We start from the raw sequence: 21,354 nt of genomic DNA, 5'->3' as shown, positions 1-21,354 counted from the left end.
TAAAATAGTCTCTTGACTATAAAGAGTTGAGCTTATAAAAATAATTAAAAAATAAATAAGTGATTTCATAAATAAAGGTGATACTTGCTCATTTATGTAATTGTTAATGATGTTGTTACAAAGTGAATTTAATTAATTGTCTCCCCATTTTTTACCCCATCGGTATCGGGATTTAAGAATACGAGTTTTCCATTGGTGTCTTCCGTCATTAGGATCATTCCTTGACTCTCTACTCCACGTAAAGCACGCGGCGCTAGATTTACCAATACGGTTACTTTTTTACCTATAATTTCTTCGGCAGTAAAGCTTTCGGCGATTCCAGACACAATGGTACGTGTATCAATGCCCGTATCTACGGTAAGCTTCATTAGCTTTTTGGTTTTAGGCACTTTTTCGGCCTCTAGAATAGTACCCACACGCATATCGATTTTTGTAAAATCATCAAAACCAATAGTCTCTTTTTGAGGCTCGGCAACCGCATTTTCGGCTTCATTGGCTTTTTTACTTGCTACTAGTTTATCTAACTGCTTTTGGATATCGACGTCTTCTATTTTTGAGAAAAGAAGTTCCGAAGTTCCACATGTATGTCCAGGAGGTAAAAGACCCCCTCTGTCTGCCTTATCGGCAGACATCTCCCCCTGATAAGGGGAGAAGCTAGAAATGTTTTCCCAACCTAAAGCGTTCTCGACTGCGCTCGAACTGACATTTAGTATGTTTTTAAGCTTAGCACTTGTAAATGGTAAAAACGGTTCAGAAAGTACAGATAATGCAGTTGCGATTTGAAGGGCAACATACATGACTGTTTTCGTGCGTTCTTCGTCTGTTTTGATGGTTTTCCAAGGTTCTGCATCGGCTAGGTATTTGTTTCCTAGTCGTGCAAGATTCATAAGACTGTTTTGGCTTTCGCGAAAGCGGTATTTTTCCACACTACTACCTATTACGGCAGGATACGCACGTACTTCTTCTAATGTTTTTAGATCAACGTCAGTAAACGCATTAGGTGTAGGAACTACACCCTCATAATATTTTTTTGTGAGGACAGCCACACGGTTAATGAAGTTTCCGAAAATGGCTACGAGTTCACTATTATTACGTTGTTGAAAGTCCTTCCACGTAAAGTCATTGTCTTTTCCTTCAGGTGCATTGGCTGTTAATACATAGCGTAATACATCTTGCTTATCTGGAAAATCTTCTAAATATTCGTGTAACCAAACGGCCCAGTTTTTTGAGGTAGAAAGTTTGTTACCTTCTAGATTTAAAAACTCATTAGCTGGCACATTGTCTGGTAAGATATAATCGCCATGTCCTTTTAACATCGCAGGGAAAATAATACAGTGAAACACAATATTATCCTTCCCAATAAAGTGAAGGAGTTTAGTGTTTTTATCTTTCCAATACGGCTCCCAATCTTTCCCTTCTCGTGCCGCCCATTCTTTGGTTGCAGAGATATAGCCAATAGGTGCATCAAACCACACATAGAGTACTTTTCCATCAGCGCCTTCTACAGGCACAGGAATTCCCCAATCGAGATCACGTGTTACGGCACGAGGACGTAACCCATCATCAATCCATGATTTACATTGTCCATATACATTTGTTTTCCAATCTTTTTTATGTCCTTTTAAAATCCATTCTTTAAAGAATGCATCGTATTGATCTAGTGGTAAAAACCAGTGTTTAGTTTCTTTAAGTGATGGTACAGCTCCAGAAATCGCACTTTTAGGATTGATTAAATCGGTAGCATTATGAGAGGTTCCACAGTTTTCACACTGATCTCCATACGCTTCTTCAAATCCACATTTAGGACAGGTCCCTGTCACAAAACGATCGGCAAGAAATTGGTTGGCTTCTGCATCATATAATTGGGCATTGGTTTCTTCTAGAAACTTCCCTTTCTCATACATGGTCTTAAAAAAGTCGGATGCTGTATCATGATGAATCTTAGCAGAAGTACGTGAGTAATTGTCAAACGTAATTCCAAAATCAAGGAAGGATTGCTTGATAATCGCATGATATTTATCGACTACATCCTGAGGTGTAATCCCTTCTTTTTTGGCTTTGATGGTAATTGGAACACCATGTTCATCACTTCCACATACAAAAGCAACATCGGCTCCCTGCATACGTAAATAACGCGCATAAATATCGGCAGGAACATAAACCCCTGCAAGGTGACCTATATGAATGGGACCGTTTGTATACGGTAAAGCGGCTGTAATAGTGTATCTTTGCGACATCTGTGTGATTTAAAGGCACAAAAATAAGAAAACAAACGGCTACCAAAGCATCTTATACTACAAATGAGTCTTTCATCTACATACACACCCAAAACATTTCCCTACACGCGTTTGTGTAGTATTGAATATAAGAGTTTGTATGTTGTTTTCTACTTAAATAGATAAAGGGTACGCTTTCGTATTTCGGCAGGCTCAATATAAACTTCACTTTCGTGAAAGCGTATAAAGAAATTTTTTACCCTGCCCTCGTGTTTATGTGCAAAGTATATTTTAAAAAATAGAGTAGTGGTCTATTTTAGAGTAATACTCTATTTTCAACACATCTTAATAGCGATAAAAGTCGAAAATGCCTTTCCCCCGTCCCTAAAGGGTGGACATATTCTCTGTATGTACTGCATATTTAATTTTTTGCTCCCTTCAGGGCTGGGGAAACAAAAAATAATGAGTACGCTTTCGCGAAAGCGTATAAAAAACCTACCCAATAGTAGATATAATTTTCTCTACTAATTGAAGGAGATACCTTAGACAGAGTTGGATTACCTCACCAAAATAGACTTACTATAACTCTTTCCATTAAAGGATATACGATAGATATATTGTCCTGTACGTAAACGGGTCTGCACCGATTGTTTTACATTAATACGTTGAGGTCCTTCCAAACTAAACTCATCTTTTAATTTCCCTACTTCTTGCCCGAGTAAGTTAAATAACGAAACCGTGACTCTGGCGGTTGTTGGCATGGTGTATTCAATAAAGGTTTGGTCGCCTTGGTAGGTTGCCAAATGCAAGAAACCACTTGTATTTACAGCATCATTAACGCCTAAAGTGTTACAACTAAATCCTAAATCTAACGGTTCATAGGTTTGTCCAAATAAGATTTGATCTACAAGACTTTCATCAATACATAACCATTGTTTTAGTACAGTAGCATATACCTGCCTAAAGTCTGTAGTAAAGGCAGGATTTCCTGTTTCATCTGGATTTTGAATATCGGGATGCGTACCTACAAATCCTTGATCGTTGAGACCATCTCCAAACATAAGGATAGGAGAAGCGGTCCCATGATCAGTTCCGTTAGAACCATTTTCTTCAATACGACGTCCAAATTCAGAAAAAGTCATAGACAATACATTCTCGCCCATGCCTGTACTATTAAGATCATCATAAAAATTCTTTACAGAGTTTGATAGGTCACTTAATAAATTTCCATGTCGTTCTAGTTGATTCGCATGCGTATCAAAACTCCCTATGGTGACTAGATATACTTGTGTTCCGAGTCCGCCTTTGATCATTCTAGCCACAATAGCCAGTTGTCTTGCCAGTTGTCCTTGGCCATATTCTACATCATTCGAAGCACTTTCATAGGCTTCATTGATCGTACCTGCATACGTAAAAGACGTATTAATCGCACTACGCATAAAACCTAACTGATCTCCAAAGGTGCAATCAGGAATATTAATGACATCATGAAGGACACCATTTTCGGCAATATTTTCCAGTTGTTGCGGATTGGCTACAGAAAAGGCATATTTTGCATCGTCTCCATCAAATAATAAATTCCCACTACTTCCTATTTGAATCGCGGGTGGAATATCTGGTGGATTAATTAAAAAGTCAGGAAATAAATCTTCAAAATAACGTCCAAAAACACCTGTGTCATCTACTTCTTCCGGTTGTGCAGATGCCCAAATATCTGAACCTCTAAAGTGAGAAAGACTCGAATCTGGATATCCAACACCATGCACTACTTTCATCTGACCATCTCCCCATAAAGATTGTAAAGGATCCATAGATGGAGGGATGCCAAAATCTGACGATAGGTTATATAATTGGTTTTCTTGGTAACGTATGGTAGGACGACTTTGTGCATAAAAGTCATAATCATAAATAGGAACGATGGTATTCAAACCGTCATTTCCTCCTTTAAGTCGTATTAATACTAGAATACGGTCGCTATCGGCGTCGGCTAATGCTGTAGTGAGCCTAGATGGCGCAGCAGCAGATAAGTTAGCACCACCTACCATGATAGATCCTGTTCCTACAAGTCCGAGGGCTTGCATAAAGGAACGTCTACTCCAGGTAGAATGTTCTTGATCATGATGTTGATCTGTGATTTTTGCTGAAGGGCCTTGTTGTAACTTTTGCCCTTTCTTTTGTGCGTTGTCTTTTGAATTGTGGTCGTGATTACACATAATAGCGGCTATTTAAGTTGAAATTCAGGCATTGTACTGATATGAAACATCAGAAGTAATACTTGGTAAGGCGCAGAGTCCCATCCCAAGTTCCAGATCCCATCGTCATAATAGTTGTCTGGGATTTCCCATCTAAAAACGGTGGTCGCAATATCATAATCGGTTTCTGTATGTAAAGATCTAGACATAAAGAAATCAATAATAGACCGTGTGATAAGTGCAGGATCATTACTATCTCCAGAGAGATTAATTGCAAAATTTCTGAATTGTTCTTGATCTAGATTCCAAAAATTATAAAGTATGATCCGAATGCCTTCCCATCGTCCAGAAATAGTACTACTATTGATCCAGTCACGATTACGTTGCCATCCTGCTACATCTGGAGGCTGAAAGATATCTTGTCCCGTAATATCATTCAGGTAAATAATAAAATTACTAAACTGATTATCGGTATTATCATATTGTAACCCAATTTCTCTTATAAAGGTAGAGGTAAGATCATAAGGGCTTTTTATCACATGGCCAATAGCATCAATATCGTAGAAATGTTCGCTCTTAAAAAGTTGTGTGAGTACAGGTGCAATTTCAAAGTCATTTGCTAGAAATGTAGCGGCCATTTCATTTACGATATCTTGATTGGTATCAGGACTTACAAAGTAATTATATAATTTTTCGCATATAAAAGGTGCAATTAGATCTGCTTTTTGCTCAAAAAGAATAGTAATTACATCATCATATCCCCAAGTTCCTTCTTGTTCAAAAATAATTTTTAGAGAATCATCAAACGTAGAATCATCAAACGTGATAGGATTTCCAGTAACACCGCCACCAAAATGATTATAGCCTGTAAGAGCTCTTGAGGTTTCCTCAATATCCATTTGAGTATATCCATTATTTTCTCCTAATGTAAATAGCTCATATAACTCACGGGCATAGTTTTCATTGGGGCTATTATTCGTGTTTTCAAACCCATTTAAGAAAAGTAACATCGCTGAAGACTTCCCCACAGCACTAACAAAATCTCTAAAATTACCTAATGCATGCGTATGCATTAAATCCCAATATTGATATAAATAGGGCGCATAAAAATAGACTTCTAGTTGTGTGACAAAATGATTAAACCAGAAAAATGCCAAGCGATTTTTTAAACTTCCACTAATAAAATCTATAGATGTCTGGCTATACCAATCACTAATCTGACCGTTGTTTTCTTCATTGAAATCTGTATAGTTATTTAGATTCCAAAATGCCCATTCGGGTTGTGAAGGATTGGGTTTGTCTATTGCCTCCTGAATTAAGGTGTCAATAAGTTCACTGGGAGTGCTTAGAACACCGATGTTTAAGGTAGCATCGGTAGCGCCGTAGTCTAACCTTCTATAGACATGTTTTACCTTTTGAATATCCCAAGGATTAGTGTCACTAGGTTCATAAGGAGAAATGGAAGCAAGGTTACAAGAAGTAAGAATTTCCATAATGAGGAGGGTTTGGTTATACTAAAAGTATGTAAATCGTTGCGAATAAACAATTTGTTAGCTTTTGACTTAAAAAAAACGAAAAGGTTTAATTGTTTAGTATTTTATGACGTGTAAAACCATTACATGGTTACAACAGTCTTTTCTATATACGCCTCATAAGTCCTTTTTGGACGCCACGCCACCTCAAATTATTTTTAATTTGGTGTTAACCTTTTAAAAAAATGTTTCATAAAAAGGAGTTCAGAGATGAATACCAAAGGAATATTAATTTAAAAGTAAACACGAATGAAAACTATACTATGTATTATCGTAACCATAGTTTTAAGTAGTATGACTACGTATGCAACAGGTTTTAAAAATGGTGTATACACATCAGATCATGGGAATATCCATCTTATTTCTAGTCGTTCAGGATCAAAGGCGGTAGGCCTTTACAATACGAAAGGGTATATACTGCTTTCTTCTTTCTCTATCTCAGGGAGAGCAACCATTTACACAGGAAGTTTTACAAATGGGAATGCAAAAGGAAAAGTAGGATACACACACATAAATAATAAAAAATGGGATGGCAAATGGAAATTTGATGAAGATAACTTACCTCCCAACAAATGGACTGGAGACTGGGACGGTAATTTCTTAAACGACACTAAACTTAATGGTTTGTTTTTATGGAATACTTTTGAGACAGACCTAGGAACCTTTGAACTCATCCATAATGAAAGTGGTAAAGTGGGAGGTTTTCTATATGCAGACGGAAAGGAATATTATGTATACGGGCATGTTGGAGGAGTACCAGGAAAGATTAGATTTAGTGGACTTATAAGCACTGATGAAGATCAAATCAATACTTCAGCACCTTACACATTAGAATTTAATTGGAAAAATGGAATGTATGGTACTGCTACCATACCCGGAAAATCTAAAAAAACGTTTAGAGGTGCTACTCATAGAAAAAAACTCAAAATCACCCTTATAAGTATAAAGAATTATGAGAATACGGGGCTTTTACATGGGGAAGAAAAAGGAAAAGTGATCCTTAATCTAGAAGGAAAAGATGATATTGGAAGGCTTTTTAAGAAAGATATTTATAAAGACACTAAAAACATAACATGGAAAGAAAATCGTAACGTAGCAGTACATGAGGTATTTGAACGTGATCTTGTGTATACAGTATCTGGTGTAGGATACTATGACAACCCAGAACTGTATTTTAACTTGGATTATAAAAAAATGCGTTCCATTTCAAACGCACAAGATCCTCTTGCGGATATTGATAAAATAGATTTGAAACCTATTCTAGAATACTTAGAGTTTAAGCGATCAGCATCTTCATTTTCTGACGCAGCAGATGGGCGTAAGAATATACCTGGGAGTGATCATACATTTTGGCTGGGAGATGATGGCGGAAATATACGAATGGTAAAAGGCTATGGATTTAAGAAATACAGTGACAATAATAAATGGGGGTATTTCTACTTCTTATCGTTAGAATAATCTAAAAAAGTAGAGAGAGGAAATTAATAAGTTTATATAATGTTTTCCTTTTTTAAATCGTCAGTATTCATTTATGAGTATTGACGATTTTTGGTTATTCAGATATTGATAAATATAGTAACTTGTCATTTTAAAACCCAATGACATTGATCACACCACCATTTCTTAAAAAAGGAGATCGTATAGCGATCGTCGCAACGGCACGTAAAATCTCTTTAGAAGAACTTGAAGAGGGACTTCAACTTATTAAAGGTTGGGGACTCGTACCTGTGATTGGAAAAACCATTGGTGCTTCAGATCATCAATATGCAGGCACCGACTATGAACGGGCTCAGGATTTTCAAGAAATGCTTGATAATCCAGAAATTAAAGCGATTTGGTGTGCACGTGGCGGGTATGGTTCTGTACGTATTATAGATCAGATTGATTTCTACAAATTTGTAAAATATCCTAAGTGGATTGTAGGCTATTCTGACGTGACGGTTTTTCACAATCACTTGCATAAAATAGGTTTCAAAACCATTCACGGTACCATGCCTGTAAGTGTGGAAGATAATACCGCTTTCGCGAAAGCGTCTTTAAAACAATCCCTTTTTGGAGAGCAACCTCATATTCAGTATGAGACCACTCATCAACTAAATAGACAAGGAACTGCCAATGGAATATTGGTAGGCGGAAACCTATCCATGTTGTATTCTATGTGCGGAAGTAATTCTGGGTTAGATACCGAGGGAAAGGTGTTATTTATTGAAGATCTGGATGAATATCTGTATCATATAGATCGTATGGTGATGAATCTAAAACGCAACAAGATGCTCGATAATTTGGCAGGGCTCATTGTAGGTGGAATGACTAAAATGCATGACAATCGAATTCCGTTTGGAAAAACAGCTCAGGAAATTGTAATAGATGCCATCGGAGAATGCGAATATCCCGTTGCTTTTGATTTTCCTGCAGGTCATGTAGATGATAACCGAGCCTTGATGATGGGAGCTACTGTAACGCTAGAAGTAACCAAAACTAATTGTGCATTGACGTATGTATAGATTTGTATTAGTATGTGTTTTATTTTGTTTGTCATGTCAGGAAAAAGAACCTTGTGATTATATAGAAGATTATTATCAAGATGTATACAAAGCTGAATTAGCATATTGGGAACAAGACTATCAGGAGGCGTACGATATACTCAAAAAAGTTAAAAACCGCTGCGGACTCTTGAATCAGTCTATTATAAGAGAACCTGAAATGATGGCGAAACTCAGCATTAAAGTAGGGAAGCCACAAGCAGCATTTCCTTATATTGAACGGATGCTTAAAGAAGGAATGTCTTTTGACTCATTTATAAATAATGATGCGTATAACATTCTGCATGAGTATGAAGAATGGAAATATCTAGAAAGAAATGCAAATCGGCTTGCTGCTGAGTATGAAGAAAGAATTAATAAAGAACTCCGAGAAGAACTTATTGCTATGAATAATTTAGATCAACAAGTACTTCAGGAACCTGTAGATTATGATAAAGTTCGCCGAGTGAATGATATGCATAAGAAACGAATAAAAGAGATTTTTAAAGAATATGGATATCCACATGCTGGATTAGTTGGAAAATCTAAGATGGGAGAAAATGTAGATATAATTATACTACTAATGCATTTTTTTGAACCTGATTATTTTTCGCCACTATTAATTGAGAGCACTAGAAAAGGAATTGCACCTCCAGGATATGTCGGCTATATAGTAGATAGAAAAGATTTAAAAGAAAAAGATAGCTTTACATATGGTATATATGACAATGTAGATGTTTCTCAAATAAAAGATTTTAAAAATCTTGATAAACGACGTATTTCTGTAGGATTACCTCCTTGGGGACTTAAAAAGAAAGTAGATTCTTTAAGAAGTACTTATTATAGTCAATAAATATGAAAGTTAAGGTAACCCTTATTCAGGACAGTCCTGTATTTTTTGATAAAGAAGCTACCCTTCAAAAAGTAGAGCAACTCACCCAGAAACATGCAGCAACGGGAAGCGAACTCATTGTATTCCCAGAATCTTTTGTCCCAGGCTATCCTCGCGGATTTATGTTTGGAACCAAAGTAGGAAGCCGTACCGAAGCAGGAAGAGATTTGTATGCCGAGTATTATGAAAATAGTTTTAATCTAGAAAGTGATGACCTCTCTCGTATGGAACAACTCGCTAAGGAGCAAAACGTTTATCTCGTTTTAGGGGTGACCGAACGAAAGGCGATGAATGGAACACTCTATTGCAGTATGCTGTATATCTCTCCTAAAGTAGGATTATTAGGCGTGCATCGTAAAATAAAACCCACAGGATTTGAACGAATTATTTGGGGAGAAGCAGGAGGCGAAGGGCTCGTTACTTTTCATACAGATATTGGGAAACTCGGCGGACTCATTTGCTGGGAAAATTACATGCCTGAAGCTCGCATGGCGATGTATAAACAAGGTGTAGAAATCTATATTGCCCCCACTGCCGATTCACGAGATAATTGGACAGCAACGATGAAGCATATCGCATTGGAAGGTCGTTGTTTTGTGCTAGGTTGCAATCAGTTTTTTACCAAGTCGATGTACTCAGAAAAACACCAAGCGCTAGCTCAAGATGAACCTGAGATGATGTGTCGAGGCGGTAGTGTGATTGTGGCACCTAATGGTGAAGTACTCGCGGGGCCTCTTTTTGATAAAGCTGGAGCACTTACTGCTACGATAGATTTTAACGAAATCACACGAAGCAAACTTGATTTTGATACCATAGGTCATTATGCACGTCCTGATATTTTTGAGTTTAAGGTGAATGGACAGCCAGATATGAAAAAGGAATCATAACCAAAAGATTTCCACCTTCGTGGAAATTGAAATGAATTTTAAATGACACACAACGAACTCGGTGAATGGGGAGAAGAATACGCTACTTTATATCTAATTAAACATGGATATACCATCTTAGAGCGTAATTGGTTTTATAACAAAGCAGAGCTGGATATTATCTGTCAGAAAGAGAAAGGCACACTGGTTGTTGTAGAGGTGAAAACCAGAAATTCAGATTTTTTTGGAGATCCACAGAGTTTTATCACGCAGAGTAAAATCAAGAATATTGTAAAAGCCACCAATGAATATGTGATTTCAAACGATCTTGATGTTGAGGTGCGTTTTGATATTATTGCTATTCTAAAAAACGCAAAAGAAGAATCATTAAAACATTTTGAAGATGCTTTTTATCATTTTTAACCCACATTATACAATAGATTTTCTGTTACATAATGTGGGTTAAATAGTAAATCTGTATATTTACTATTCTCAAAGGGCACACCTTAGCCAAAATATTTGTTTAGTCAGTATTTACTTTAATTAACTAAACAATCAGAAAATGAAAACACATCTAACACATTTTACATGGATAATCTGTCTATGCATATGCCTATTTAGCTGCAGCTCAGATGATAATAACAATGATGAACCCCAACAAATGGAAGAAGATCCTGTAGAAGCATCTTTCACAGGAAATTATCTAGGTACTTGGAATTCTGTAACACCCACCATCACCTATACAGATTTTGCCATTTCAGCAAGATTTGTTGAAAGCGCATCAAACCCAAACCGTATTAATGCTGAGTTTTTTGCAACTCCTAACTATACTTCATGCTGTAGTACCAATGCTAATGATGGCACTATGATTATCAACCTTGATGGAGACACCATTACCTCTTTTATATTTACAGATACTATTGTAGACTGTGAAGGCAACTTTTCTGGTGACGGTATGATCGATGCAAACGGAAACTTTATTATTGATTTTACAGGAAATGATTGTGACGGCGATCACGTAGGTCAGCTTCTATTTATAAAGCAATAATCAACGTATACCCAAATTATGCATTGAAGATTTGCTATGAGGATTGAAATAGGTGTGTCTATTTTGAGAAATTAGTTGATGTATACGCTTTCGCGAAATCGAGCTTGTGAGATTCACGACCGTAGGGAGAGCGAAGCGTTAAAGCGTATATAAGCATCATCATATGTGTATAAGGTATGAGTGTACCCAAACAGACCTATAGTTCTGTTAATACAGCCTTATAGTTTTGTTAAGCATAAAGACTAGTTATCTTTGATTACTTACTTTTCCAACTCTAATATATCAATCAGATTTTATGCGTAGTAAATTACTTCTATTTATTATTTGTATTATATGTATCCAACCTCTTTTTTCTCAAGAAAATCAGGAGGTAAACTTTGGAAAAAAGTATCATCAGGATAGTATCAAAAAGTGGACAAGAGATTTGCTAGATGGAATGGCAGGAGGACATCCTGGGTTTTATTGGTATACACCTAAAAAGCGTTTTGATGTGATTATTGATTCTACTTTACAAACCGTTACCGATCCTCTCAATACGTTAGATTTTTATAGAAAAGTAAAACCGTTGATTGCGCAAATAGGATGTTTGCATACAACCATGGTACTTCCAGAAGCGTATGAAAAAGCAATGGAAGCAACAAAAACGTATATTCCAATAGAAATTTATATAGATGAAAATAGAAAAGTATTTATTACAAAAAATCATTCTGAAAATATAGCTATTCCTATAAAAGGAGAACTCCTTTCTATTAATGGAAAACCTATCACATCTATTATAAAAACATTGATGAAGGCGATTCCTTCAGATGGGTATAATAAAACCGAAAAAATATTAGCACTCAATTTGAGATTTCCATTTTGGTATCAGAGTATGATTGAAATGACAGATACATTTACCCTTAAAATTGCATCAGAAAACAACGTACAGGAATACAAAACAAAAGGCATTACTCCTGAAGTTTTCCCTTCTTATGAAAAATTTGCATCAACAAATAAAGAACAACTTTCTTTTGAAATTAAAGATGGTGTGGGAGTCTTAAAGATTCAAACATTTGCAAAAACACTTATTAAGGCGAATGGACAAAATTTTAAAGGTTTTATAAAAGATGTTTTTAAAACCTTAGAAGATCAAAATACAGAAAATTTGATTGTTGATTTAAGATACAACACAGGAGGAACCGATAGTTATGCGGCTTTGCTTGCTTCTTATTTCTTTGAAGAGGAATTCAGGTATTGGGATCGCATAGAGGTCACAGAAAGTATTGCAAAGGATGTAAGTAAAGGAGCAGCAAAACTATTTTATAGCAAGCCAGAAAAAAAAGATTCTACATACCTCTGGAAAGGTGCCTTATTAACCAAAGAGTTTAAGTACTATAAACCTCAAAAACCTGCAAAACATAACTATAAAGGTAATACGTATTTGCTTACTAACGGATTTTGTATGTCTTCTGCAGCAGATTTTATTGCTATACTTTCAGATAATAAAAAGGCCAAAGTTATAGGAGAAGAAAGCGCCGGAGGATATCAAGGAAATACTAGCGGACTGATGCCACAAGTAATTATAGGGGGAGGATTAACGATTACAGTTCCTCTAAATAAGTATATAAATGCGGTAGATCCCACGAAGAATATAGGCAGAGGTACAATTCCAGATTATCCAGTAACGATATCGCTTGAAGATTGGATGTCAAAAAACGATGTTGTTAAAGCTTTTGCACTTGATCTTATTACTAACAATGGCCAATAAAAATTTATAAAAATGTCATTTACACTACTAGATGTTATTCTTTTTTTAGGAGTGAGTCAGGGAATTTTTCTGGCAATCACATTACGCTTTATAGATAATCGTAATAAAGTAGCAAACGATGTACTATCTATCACCATAGGAATTGCTGTAATAATGCTTTTTGGACGTGTGATGGCATATAGAATAGAAGCGCTATGGGTGAACTATGTAGCTGGAATAGTAGATGTCACTATCTTTTTATTTGGACCTCTTATTTACTGTTATATACGGCGTCTTCTTTTTCAGGAAACACCAGTTTTTAAACTTTCTTTTTGGCACTATTTGATTGCCTGTATACATATTTGTATTACAATAGGTATTTATATAGCTCCAGAAAACGTAATGATATATATTAAAGAAATACAATTTTTACCGTATTTCTGGTTTTTTTCAGAGCTCATCGGGATTGTAAGTTTTGTAGTATACACGATTGCTTCTATTAGATTGTTTCGGAAACATAAGAAGATGATGGAGTATCAAGTCTCTTATATATTAGCCGTACGACGTTATATACGATATGTACTAGTAACTATTATTTTATTTACAGTGTTATGGCTCATTAGCTTTATTAGTGGAATATTTAAATTTTCTGAAATTAGTACAGTACTTAATTATCCATTGGTATGGATTTCTATACCGTTGTTTATTTATGTTATTGGGTATTATAGTTTACGTCAACCAGAAATTTTTAGAATGCCTTTGCGTCCTAAAATTAAAGAAGAAAAGGCACGTCTTAAACCTGACGAAATACAACGATTACAAAAACGATTAAATTTCTTTATTCAAGAAGAAGAAATCTATAAAGCGTCAGATTTATCTCTTAAAGCACTTGCAGAAAAACTGAATACGACTCCTAATAATTTGTCATGGTTATTAAATCAAGTATATCAAAAATCTTTTTACGATTATATAAATACACACCGAGTACAAGATATCTTAGAAAGTATTGATCGGGAGTTACATCGTAAACAAACCTTATTGGCTATTGCTTTTGATGCAGGGTTTAATTCGAAGTCAACATTCAATAAAGCCTTTAAACAAGTCACTTCACAGACTCCTAGCGCTTATATAAAGAGTAAGAAAGTAGCGTAGAGATGTCTTTTTGTACCCATACTGTCGCAGATGCGAGTGATTGGTTTTTAATTTGAACTATATCAATTTAAAAATCGAACAGTTTATGAAAACAATTACTATTTGGTGCATGCTATTATTAACGATTATAATACGTGCACAAACCGTGACAACAGTTACCGAAGGTATTTTTTATGATGGATTTGGTATCACATCCAATGGAGATGTGTATTGCTCCAATTTTCAAGGGAATGAAGTCTTTAAATATGAATTCTCTACGGGAAATGTTACCACTTTTGCGACAGGATTTACAAACCCAAATGGAATCGGAGTTACAGACGATGACCGTATTTATATCTGTGAAGCAGGTGGAGCGACCATACATATTTATAATACAAATGGAAGTTTACTTGATACCGTGACAAACCTTAACAATCCAACAGGTGTAAAATATGACACACAGAATGATAGGGTTTTATGGGTTTCTTATAATCAAAGCAGCTTAAATGTATTAGATCCAGAAACAAATGAAACTGAAATCCTTATTCAAGGAGCGCCTCTTAATGGCCCTTCTGGAATTGCGTTTGTAGGAGATCAAACATATATTTCTAATTATAATAATCGGAAGATATTTAGATTGGAAAGTGATGACACCTTGACTGAGATTGCTCAATTACCAGCAGGTGCCGCTCAAAATAATGTATTAGGATTTCTTACTTCAAAAGGAGATTTTTTATACGGCACTCAAATAGGAGAGCATCGTATTTATAGAATCGATCCAGAAACTGGAGAAGTCGTTCTATTTTCAGGGAGTACACTTGGAAATACAGATGGAGATATAGCTACGGCCACCTTTAATTTCCCAAATGGCATTTTAGGAGATGACACCAATGATCGCATCTATATATCTGATGCGGGTACTTCAAATTTGCGTATTATTCAAAATGTGAGTTTGGGTGTGGACGCTTTCGCGAAAGCGAATACCTCCATACAATTATTTTCAAACCCCCAAAACGATTCTATAACCATTCAGGGTGAGTTTATAGATGCTCAAAAATATATGATTAATGTATATGATACCTCGGGACAATTAGTACAAACAACAAAAGGAATGATTCAAAATAGAAATCTTTTATCAACGATAAAAACAAGCGCCTGGCGTAAAGGAATATATTTTGCTAAAATTAAGATTGGAGAAATAATAGTAACTCGAAAATACGTTAAGCAATAATTTGATAGTCCGCTTGTGCCTCATTAGCATACTAATGCGAAAAAATGAACGTTTATAATGTTCATATTATGAGTATATTTGCATCTTAAAAATAAGAGAATCGCATCAAAAATGATTTTAAAATACTAATATCTATCTTGTTTGGTTTTTAAATTAGACGAGTTACGTTATTGTAAAATCATCACGTAATTATCATATTTGTTTTAGTGAGATAAAATTGAGTACGAAAAAAACTGATGGTTCTTTAGCCGAGGGTTATGTATATTTCCCTCGGCTTATATTTTCCCATATTATATAGCTGCAATTTTACCTTCTTTCCAAACCTGTATTACTCCTTAATCTGCGATTTGATAATTTCTATAGCTTTTAAAATAATAGCGACATTAAGTCCTTGAGTCAGAATACTTGCAGGACCCCCTACAATAGCTAGAAAAATACTTAATAACATGGCTCCTATAATAATTTGCATTATGCCTGCTGCTATAGGCAATTGTCCAAGGCCTTTAAGTTTATATATGGCCAGCCCAAAGAAAAGATACATGGTACCTATAAGCACGCAATATAAAATGCCATAACCTTCCATAGGAAGAATAGTAAAGTCTAAATCTATAAGTCCAAATATAGCGACGATTGCATTGATAACAATAAATAGAATAGCCGTTAGTTTTAGGAAGGTATTTTTAAACAAATTACCAATGAGTACAAAAGACCTCATATAGATTGAGAATAGTATTATAGATATAACTCCTAATATGATTGTATATGATTTGCCAAAATAATATGAGTAATTTATTACATAATACCAATCATCTATTGCTTCAAAAATAAAAGCAATCATACTTAAGATCCCCGCAATCCATCCTATATGTAATTGAGTAAAGATAAACGAGACATCTTTACTAGGGTCTATTTCAAGAAGCATTGCTTCTTTTACTTTTGTTTCAAATAGAGAGTCTTGTTGTAAGTCATCTAGATCTCTATCCAAGGCAGCGAGTATGGTTTTTATGGTATATGCTCTAGGAGATACTTCTCCTGCCTCTATGCGTTGAATTGTTCGTACACTTATGTTGCATTGTTCTACAAGTTCTTCTTGGGTATATCCTTTTTGTTGACGTAGCTCTACTATTTTACGTCCTAATTCTGGTTGTTTCATTATAATAAATTTGCCTTGTATGATGGGCGCCTCAATATACAAGAAGTTTCACACTACAATAGTACATTGAGATTCATAATTGTTTCACTTTTTATGTTGAATTTCACCCGTCATTTACCCGCCATTATAATGATAATAAGGGTTTAGGTAATTTATTGTAACAATTTTATAACTAGATACACTTATAAGATCAAATATGAATTATTAGTTTTAGAAAACAAAAAATAGATGAAAAACACAATAAAGGCATTTGTAGCATTAGTACTTAGTACATTTTCGCTAATCGCTCAAGAAGAATCTAGTTTATTATGGAAAGTAGAAGGAAACGGAATCAAACCTTCCTATGTATTTGGAACGTTTCATTTGATGCCGCAAGATGATTTTGAATTTAAAGACAAAGTGGACAAGGCAATGAAAGACACCGATATTACAGTTTTAGAACTGGATATGGATGACCCACAAATGATGGGGAGTATGCAAACGCTTGCGCAACTAGAAGAAGGTAAGAAGTTAAGTTCTTATATGGATGAAAAAGAGTATGAGATTTTAGACACTTATCTTACCGAGCATATGGGTGTTGGGATGGCTGCCTTTAATAGTTTTAAGCCTTTCACAATTACTTCTATGATTACAATCACCATGATGGGCAAGCAAACAGCAAGCTATGAGGCAGAAATTATTAAGCGATCTAAAGAAGGGCAGAAAGAAGTTTTAGGATTAGAAACACCAGAATTTCAAGTAAGTGTTTTTGAAACAACTCCTTATGAAGAACAAATAGATCAAATTATAGAATACTTACAGAAACCTGAAAAAATGACTAAGGAATTTGATGCAATGATCACTCAATATAAAAATGAAGATATTGAAGGTTTGCATGCAACAATGGACGAGTCATTTAAAGAAGACCCTGAGTTTAAGAAAGCACTATTAGATAATCGTAATAACAATTGGATCGGTAAAATAGGAGAGCTATCAAAAAATCAGAAAGTATTTTATGGTGTAGGCGCAGGACATTTAGGAGGAGATCAAGGCGTAATTAATTTATTACGTAAAGCGGGATACACAGTAACACCTATTACAGAGTAAGTGGGTTTTCTAACAAATCCAAACCAATCAAAAAAGGCTTTCTATGATAGAAAGCCTTTTTGTTTCTAGTTAGATAGCGTTAATAATCTCCATTATACCCTTGCGTAAAATGCTCTAAGCGTTCTTGATTAGACCAAATTTCTGTATGACCACCAAGATGTTTTAAAGATAATTTATATAATCGTAAAGATTCTTCAAAAGACATACCTGGCTCTTTAGAAAATAGTTTGCCAGCGTACCTGTCGGCCCAGCGTTCTCTTCTTTGGAGAAACTCTGGGTCATCAGGATGTTCTTTTTTTGTGTCTTTTGCAGGAAAAAATGGTGTACGAGTCATATCTACAGATTTTATATGACCTACTAGATGTGTAAACACAGGAAACCATAAATTAGGATCTTCATCTAAAAGTGCATTCAATGTTGCACTTGAATAGTTTATAAAATACGCACCATCTTTAGCAATAGCAGATGGTAATCCTGTATCTGTTGTTGTTAACGTAATAGGGGTATTCATATATAATTTTTTTACCATTGTATCAACAGCATTCTGAAGGCCTTTTTGTCCAGGTTCTCCTTCTGTGTGTGATTCACTACCATACATACATGTATTTTGTGAGGCCATAGGGATTGTACTAATAATTACGATGAGAATAGTAATGAATGTTTTCATTTTATAGGATTGTTTACCGCAATATAGACAAACTTTATACACCTCAAAATACCCGTTAATGGGCATACTTGGCATATTTAGGGTCAATTTTAAACATAAAAAAGGCTTTACATAACGTAAGGCCTTTTTATCTAGATGTTTATCAGCTATTATTTTTCTTCAGGCATAAGAATTGCTAAGAAGTAATTTTCATCAAGAAACTTCTGTGCTACATTCTGAATATCTTTTGCTGTAAGATCAGCTACTCTTTTTTCATAATCTGAGATAAATGTAGCATCACGATCTTGTTGTCTTAAGTTGACAAGATTGGTAAGCCAGAAACGATTGGTTTTTACCTGCTCTTTACGGGCAACTAAATACGTTTCTTTCACCTTAGCAAGATCTTCAGCCGTAACCCCTTCTTTTTTAATTTTCTCAACCTCTGCAAGTGAAGCAGCAACAAGCTTATCTACATTTTCAGGACCACAAGGGAAAGAGATGGAGAAATCAAAATCGGTAAATGTGATTTTGCTAAGGCTTCCTCGTGCGCCAACACCATATACACCTCCTTCTTCCTCACGAAGCTTTTCTACGAGTTTGATCGTAAGTACCTCCCCAAGAGCCATAGCAGCAAGTTCCGTTTTTCTGTCATAGGTAGTTTCTTCTCTCCATAAAATACTCACATTACTCTTTGGATCTGTCCCTCTGTTTACGACAAATTTCTCATAGGTGTCTTTTTCTCTAAACTTTGTTGGGATATACTTTTCGTTACTATTAAGACCTGGTAAAGATGCTATATACGCTTTCGCGAAAGCGGCCACTTGAGCCTCATCTACATTACCTACAAAGTAAAAATGGAAATCTCCCGCATCTGCATAACGTTCTTTGAATTTTTTATAAGCCAAATCATAATCGGCGGCATCATATTTTTCAGGTGTAGGAAAACCAGAATAACGAGGGTTTCCTTCATTACGTTTTGATCCTAATTTATCTTGAAAATAGAAATTAGGATTTGCCATTAGGTTTCCTAAGAAGCTTTTTTGCTTTGACACAAACGATTGGTAGGCTTCATTATCTTTATTTATATCTGTAAAATATAAGTGTACCATTTGGAATAATACTTCCAAATCTTTAGGTGCAGCCGATCCTCTAAAGTTCTCTGCCGAATTTGATAAAAATGGAGACACATTTGCAATTTTACCACTCATAAACTTAGTCATATCTGTAAGAGATAAACCACCTATTCCTGCTTGTGTAATACCTCCATTTGCAAAACTTGTTGCGATTAGCTCTTCGTCAGAATATAAGCTAGTACCTCCAAAGCTAAACGCTTGGAAAAGTACTTCGTCATTTTTAAAATCGGTCTTTTTAATGGTAACAGTAGCGCCATTAGAAAGTGTCATTGTGGTAGTGCCTAAAGCATCATCTTTTGTTGTAGAAACGATCGTTCCTGCAGCAGGTAATTTTTCGATTAAAGACTCACGTACTGCTTCATCTTCATATGGTTTAATATTTGCGCCTTCTACTTCTTTTATAAGAGCGAGTACTTGGTCTTCGGTTACTTGTGTAAGTCCTTCTTTTTCTGGTCCTGTAAGTGTGATGACACGGTTGTCATTATGAATAAACGCATTAATAAGTTTACTTACTTCTTCAATTTCAATCCCATCTAGTAATCTTTTTGTGGTCTCAAATTGCCACTCTATTCCAGGAATAGGTTGTTTGTCTAAATAATTACTTACATACTGACCTACAATACGCCCACTTTCTAATTTGTCACGGTCATTATATGATTTTTCTAGTCGAGCAATGATACTTTTCTTAGCACGATCTAATTCTCCTTGTTGGAAACCATAACGCTTTACGCGCTCATTTTCCATCAGTAATGCTTTTAGACCATCTAGTTGTCCTTCGGCACTGGTTTGCGCTATAGATTGGTAAGCATTTTTGGTTCTTGCAAACGTACCTCCATAGAATGAAAATCCAAAAACAAAGGGTGGATTTGCACTATTACGTAATTCTCCAAGTCTATTATTAATAAGCTGCGAAAAAAGATTGCGTACAAGGCCATTTCTATAATCATCTATCGTTACAGATGGTGTTGCATTTTTGCGATCCTTATACATGATATTTACACGACTAAAAGCTGCTTCAGGATCTGATGCGATGGCAATAAGCGTTTCTTCATGATTAGGAAGTTGATACTCCTCTCGCTTTTGTCCATTTGTAGTCGCAGGTATTTTACCAAAATGATCTTTGATTTTTTGCTCCATGGTAGCAACATCAAGATCTCCCACAGCAACAACTGCCATCAATTCTGGACGGTACCATGTTTTGTAGTAGTTACGTACATCATCATAACTAAAGTTTTCAAGATTTTCTTTCGTTCCTATAGGTAAGCGATCTGCATATTTTGACCCATACATGATTTTAGGTAAGGTCTCACGTTGCATACGTTCATCTGCACCTAATCGTAATCGTAATTCTTCAAGTACAACACCACGTTCTCCATCGATAGCCTCTTCAGAAAGTGTTGTGTTGTGTGCCCAATCTTCTATAATTTGGAATCCTTTTTCTAATTTTTCAGGATCATCACTTGGAATAGGAAGAATATAAACGGTCTCATCAAAACTAGTATAGGCATTCAAATCTGCTCCAAACTTTACACCGATACTTTGTAGATAGTCTACTAAATCATTTTTTTGGAAGTTCTTAGTTCCATTAAAGTTCATGTGCTCCATAAAATGCGCAAGTCCTAACTGGCGTTCTGTTTCCATAATAGATCCAGCATTTACAGCAAGACGTAACTCGACTTTGTCTTCAGGTTTTCCATTATTGCGTATGTAATAGGTGAGTCCGTTAGAAAGGGTACCTACTTTTACATTAGGATCTACAGGAATTTCTGCTACAGGTATGGTTCTTCCTTTTTGTACATCTCCTTTGTTTTGTGCTAATGCAACACCAACAATGAGAAACAAACTAAGAAATAGTGTAATGTGTTTTTTCATTTTTTAGGTTTAGTGAATAAATGATGATTATACTGTTTAAACTATAAAGTTAGTTTATAAGTAGTATTGTTAACGTGAAAAAATGTATAAAATTTTAAAGAAATCTAT

Annotated in this window: 16 protein-coding genes; 10 read left to right on the top strand and 6 right to left on the bottom strand. The window is 35.4% G+C overall.

Annotated elements, in window-relative coordinates:
- Positions 1-128: 128 nt before the first annotated feature.
- The 3 genes from metG to Q1A60_RS15075 form a co-directional block, all read right to left on the bottom strand.
- Positions 129-2,237, bottom strand: coding sequence for a methionine--tRNA ligase (gene metG / locus Q1A60_RS15085; RefSeq protein ID WP_299762236.1), 2,109 nt, complete (start codon positions 2,235-2,237; stop codon positions 129-131).
- Positions 2,238-2,773: 536 nt separating this feature from the next.
- A complete protein-coding gene (locus Q1A60_RS15080; protein ID WP_299762239.1) occupies positions 2,774-4,429 on the bottom strand; it encodes a DUF1501 domain-containing protein in 1,656 nt (551 codons plus the stop codon).
- 8 nt (positions 4,430-4,437) lie between these two features.
- The gene (locus Q1A60_RS15075; protein WP_299762242.1) at positions 4,438-5,901 is read right to left on the bottom strand and encodes a DUF1800 domain-containing protein; all 1,464 of its coding nucleotides are present in this window, start codon (positions 5,899-5,901) and stop codon (positions 4,438-4,440) included.
- A gap of 288 nt (positions 5,902-6,189) precedes the next feature.
- On the opposite strand from Q1A60_RS15075, the gene Q1A60_RS15070 reads away from it, so the two are divergent.
- From Q1A60_RS15070 to Q1A60_RS15030, 9 genes are all read left to right on the top strand, one after another.
- On the top strand, positions 6,190-7,398 hold the full coding sequence (locus Q1A60_RS15070; protein WP_299762245.1) for a hypothetical protein: 1,209 nt from the start codon (positions 6,190-6,192) through the stop codon (positions 7,396-7,398).
- Between the two features lie 140 nt (positions 7,399-7,538).
- On the top strand, positions 7,539-8,444 hold the full coding sequence (locus Q1A60_RS15065; protein WP_363322595.1) for an LD-carboxypeptidase: 906 nt from the start codon (positions 7,539-7,541) through the stop codon (positions 8,442-8,444).
- Entirely contained in the window at positions 8,437-9,315 is an 879-nt protein-coding gene (locus Q1A60_RS15060) for a hypothetical protein (protein WP_299762248.1), read from the top strand. The genes Q1A60_RS15065 and Q1A60_RS15060 overlap by 8 nt, the downstream gene beginning before the upstream one ends.
- Before the next feature lie 2 nt (positions 9,316-9,317).
- A complete protein-coding gene (locus tag Q1A60_RS15055; protein ID WP_299762251.1) occupies positions 9,318-10,241 on the top strand; it encodes a carbon-nitrogen hydrolase family protein in 924 nt (307 codons plus the stop codon).
- 42 nt (positions 10,242-10,283) lie between these two features.
- Positions 10,284-10,643: a YraN family protein gene (locus Q1A60_RS15050; protein ID WP_299762255.1), complete on the top strand. Its 360-nt coding sequence runs from the start codon at positions 10,284-10,286 to the stop codon at positions 10,641-10,643.
- A 139-nt stretch (positions 10,644-10,782) separates the two neighbouring features.
- Complete coding sequence (locus Q1A60_RS15045; RefSeq protein ID WP_299762257.1) at positions 10,783-11,268, top strand: hypothetical protein; 486 nt, start codon at positions 10,783-10,785, stop codon at positions 11,266-11,268.
- A 295-nt stretch (positions 11,269-11,563) separates the two neighbouring features.
- Complete coding sequence (locus Q1A60_RS15040) at positions 11,564-13,015, top strand: S41 family peptidase (RefSeq protein WP_299762260.1); 1,452 nt, start codon at positions 11,564-11,566, stop codon at positions 13,013-13,015.
- A gap of 12 nt (positions 13,016-13,027) precedes the next feature.
- Positions 13,028-14,146 (top strand): helix-turn-helix transcriptional regulator, encoded by a 1,119-nt coding sequence (locus Q1A60_RS15035; RefSeq protein ID WP_299762263.1) that lies wholly within the window; start codon positions 13,028-13,030, stop codon positions 14,144-14,146.
- Positions 14,147-14,231: 85 nt separating this feature from the next.
- Entirely contained in the window at positions 14,232-15,356 is a 1,125-nt protein-coding gene (locus Q1A60_RS15030) for a T9SS type A sorting domain-containing protein (RefSeq protein ID WP_299762267.1), read from the top strand.
- A gap of 328 nt (positions 15,357-15,684) precedes the next feature.
- Here the strand turns inward: Q1A60_RS15030 and Q1A60_RS15025 are convergent, their stop codons facing one another.
- A complete protein-coding gene (locus Q1A60_RS15025; RefSeq protein WP_299762270.1) occupies positions 15,685-16,509 on the bottom strand; it encodes a helix-turn-helix domain-containing protein in 825 nt (274 codons plus the stop codon).
- 228 nt (positions 16,510-16,737) lie between these two features.
- Here Q1A60_RS15025 and Q1A60_RS15020 point away from each other — a divergent pair, with 228 nt between their 5' ends.
- Entirely contained in the window at positions 16,738-17,595 is an 858-nt protein-coding gene (locus tag Q1A60_RS15020) for a TraB/GumN family protein (RefSeq protein WP_299762273.1), read from the top strand.
- Between the two features lie 79 nt (positions 17,596-17,674).
- Here the strand turns inward: Q1A60_RS15020 and Q1A60_RS15015 are convergent, their stop codons facing one another.
- Both Q1A60_RS15015 and Q1A60_RS15010 read right to left on the bottom strand, forming a co-directional pair.
- Positions 17,675-18,262: a hypothetical protein gene (locus Q1A60_RS15015; RefSeq protein WP_299762276.1), complete on the bottom strand. Its 588-nt coding sequence runs from the start codon at positions 18,260-18,262 to the stop codon at positions 17,675-17,677.
- A 149-nt stretch (positions 18,263-18,411) separates the two neighbouring features.
- Complete coding sequence (locus Q1A60_RS15010; protein WP_299762279.1) at positions 18,412-21,246, bottom strand: insulinase family protein; 2,835 nt, start codon at positions 21,244-21,246, stop codon at positions 18,412-18,414.
- Positions 21,247-21,354: the final 108 nt, after the last annotated feature.

The organism is uncultured Dokdonia sp. (genome assembly GCF_947492535.1).
Lineage (GTDB): Bacteria > Bacteroidota > Bacteroidia > Flavobacteriales > Flavobacteriaceae > Dokdonia.
Note: the sequence above shows the minus strand (reverse complement) of the source record. Positions and strands in the feature narration are given on the sequence as shown.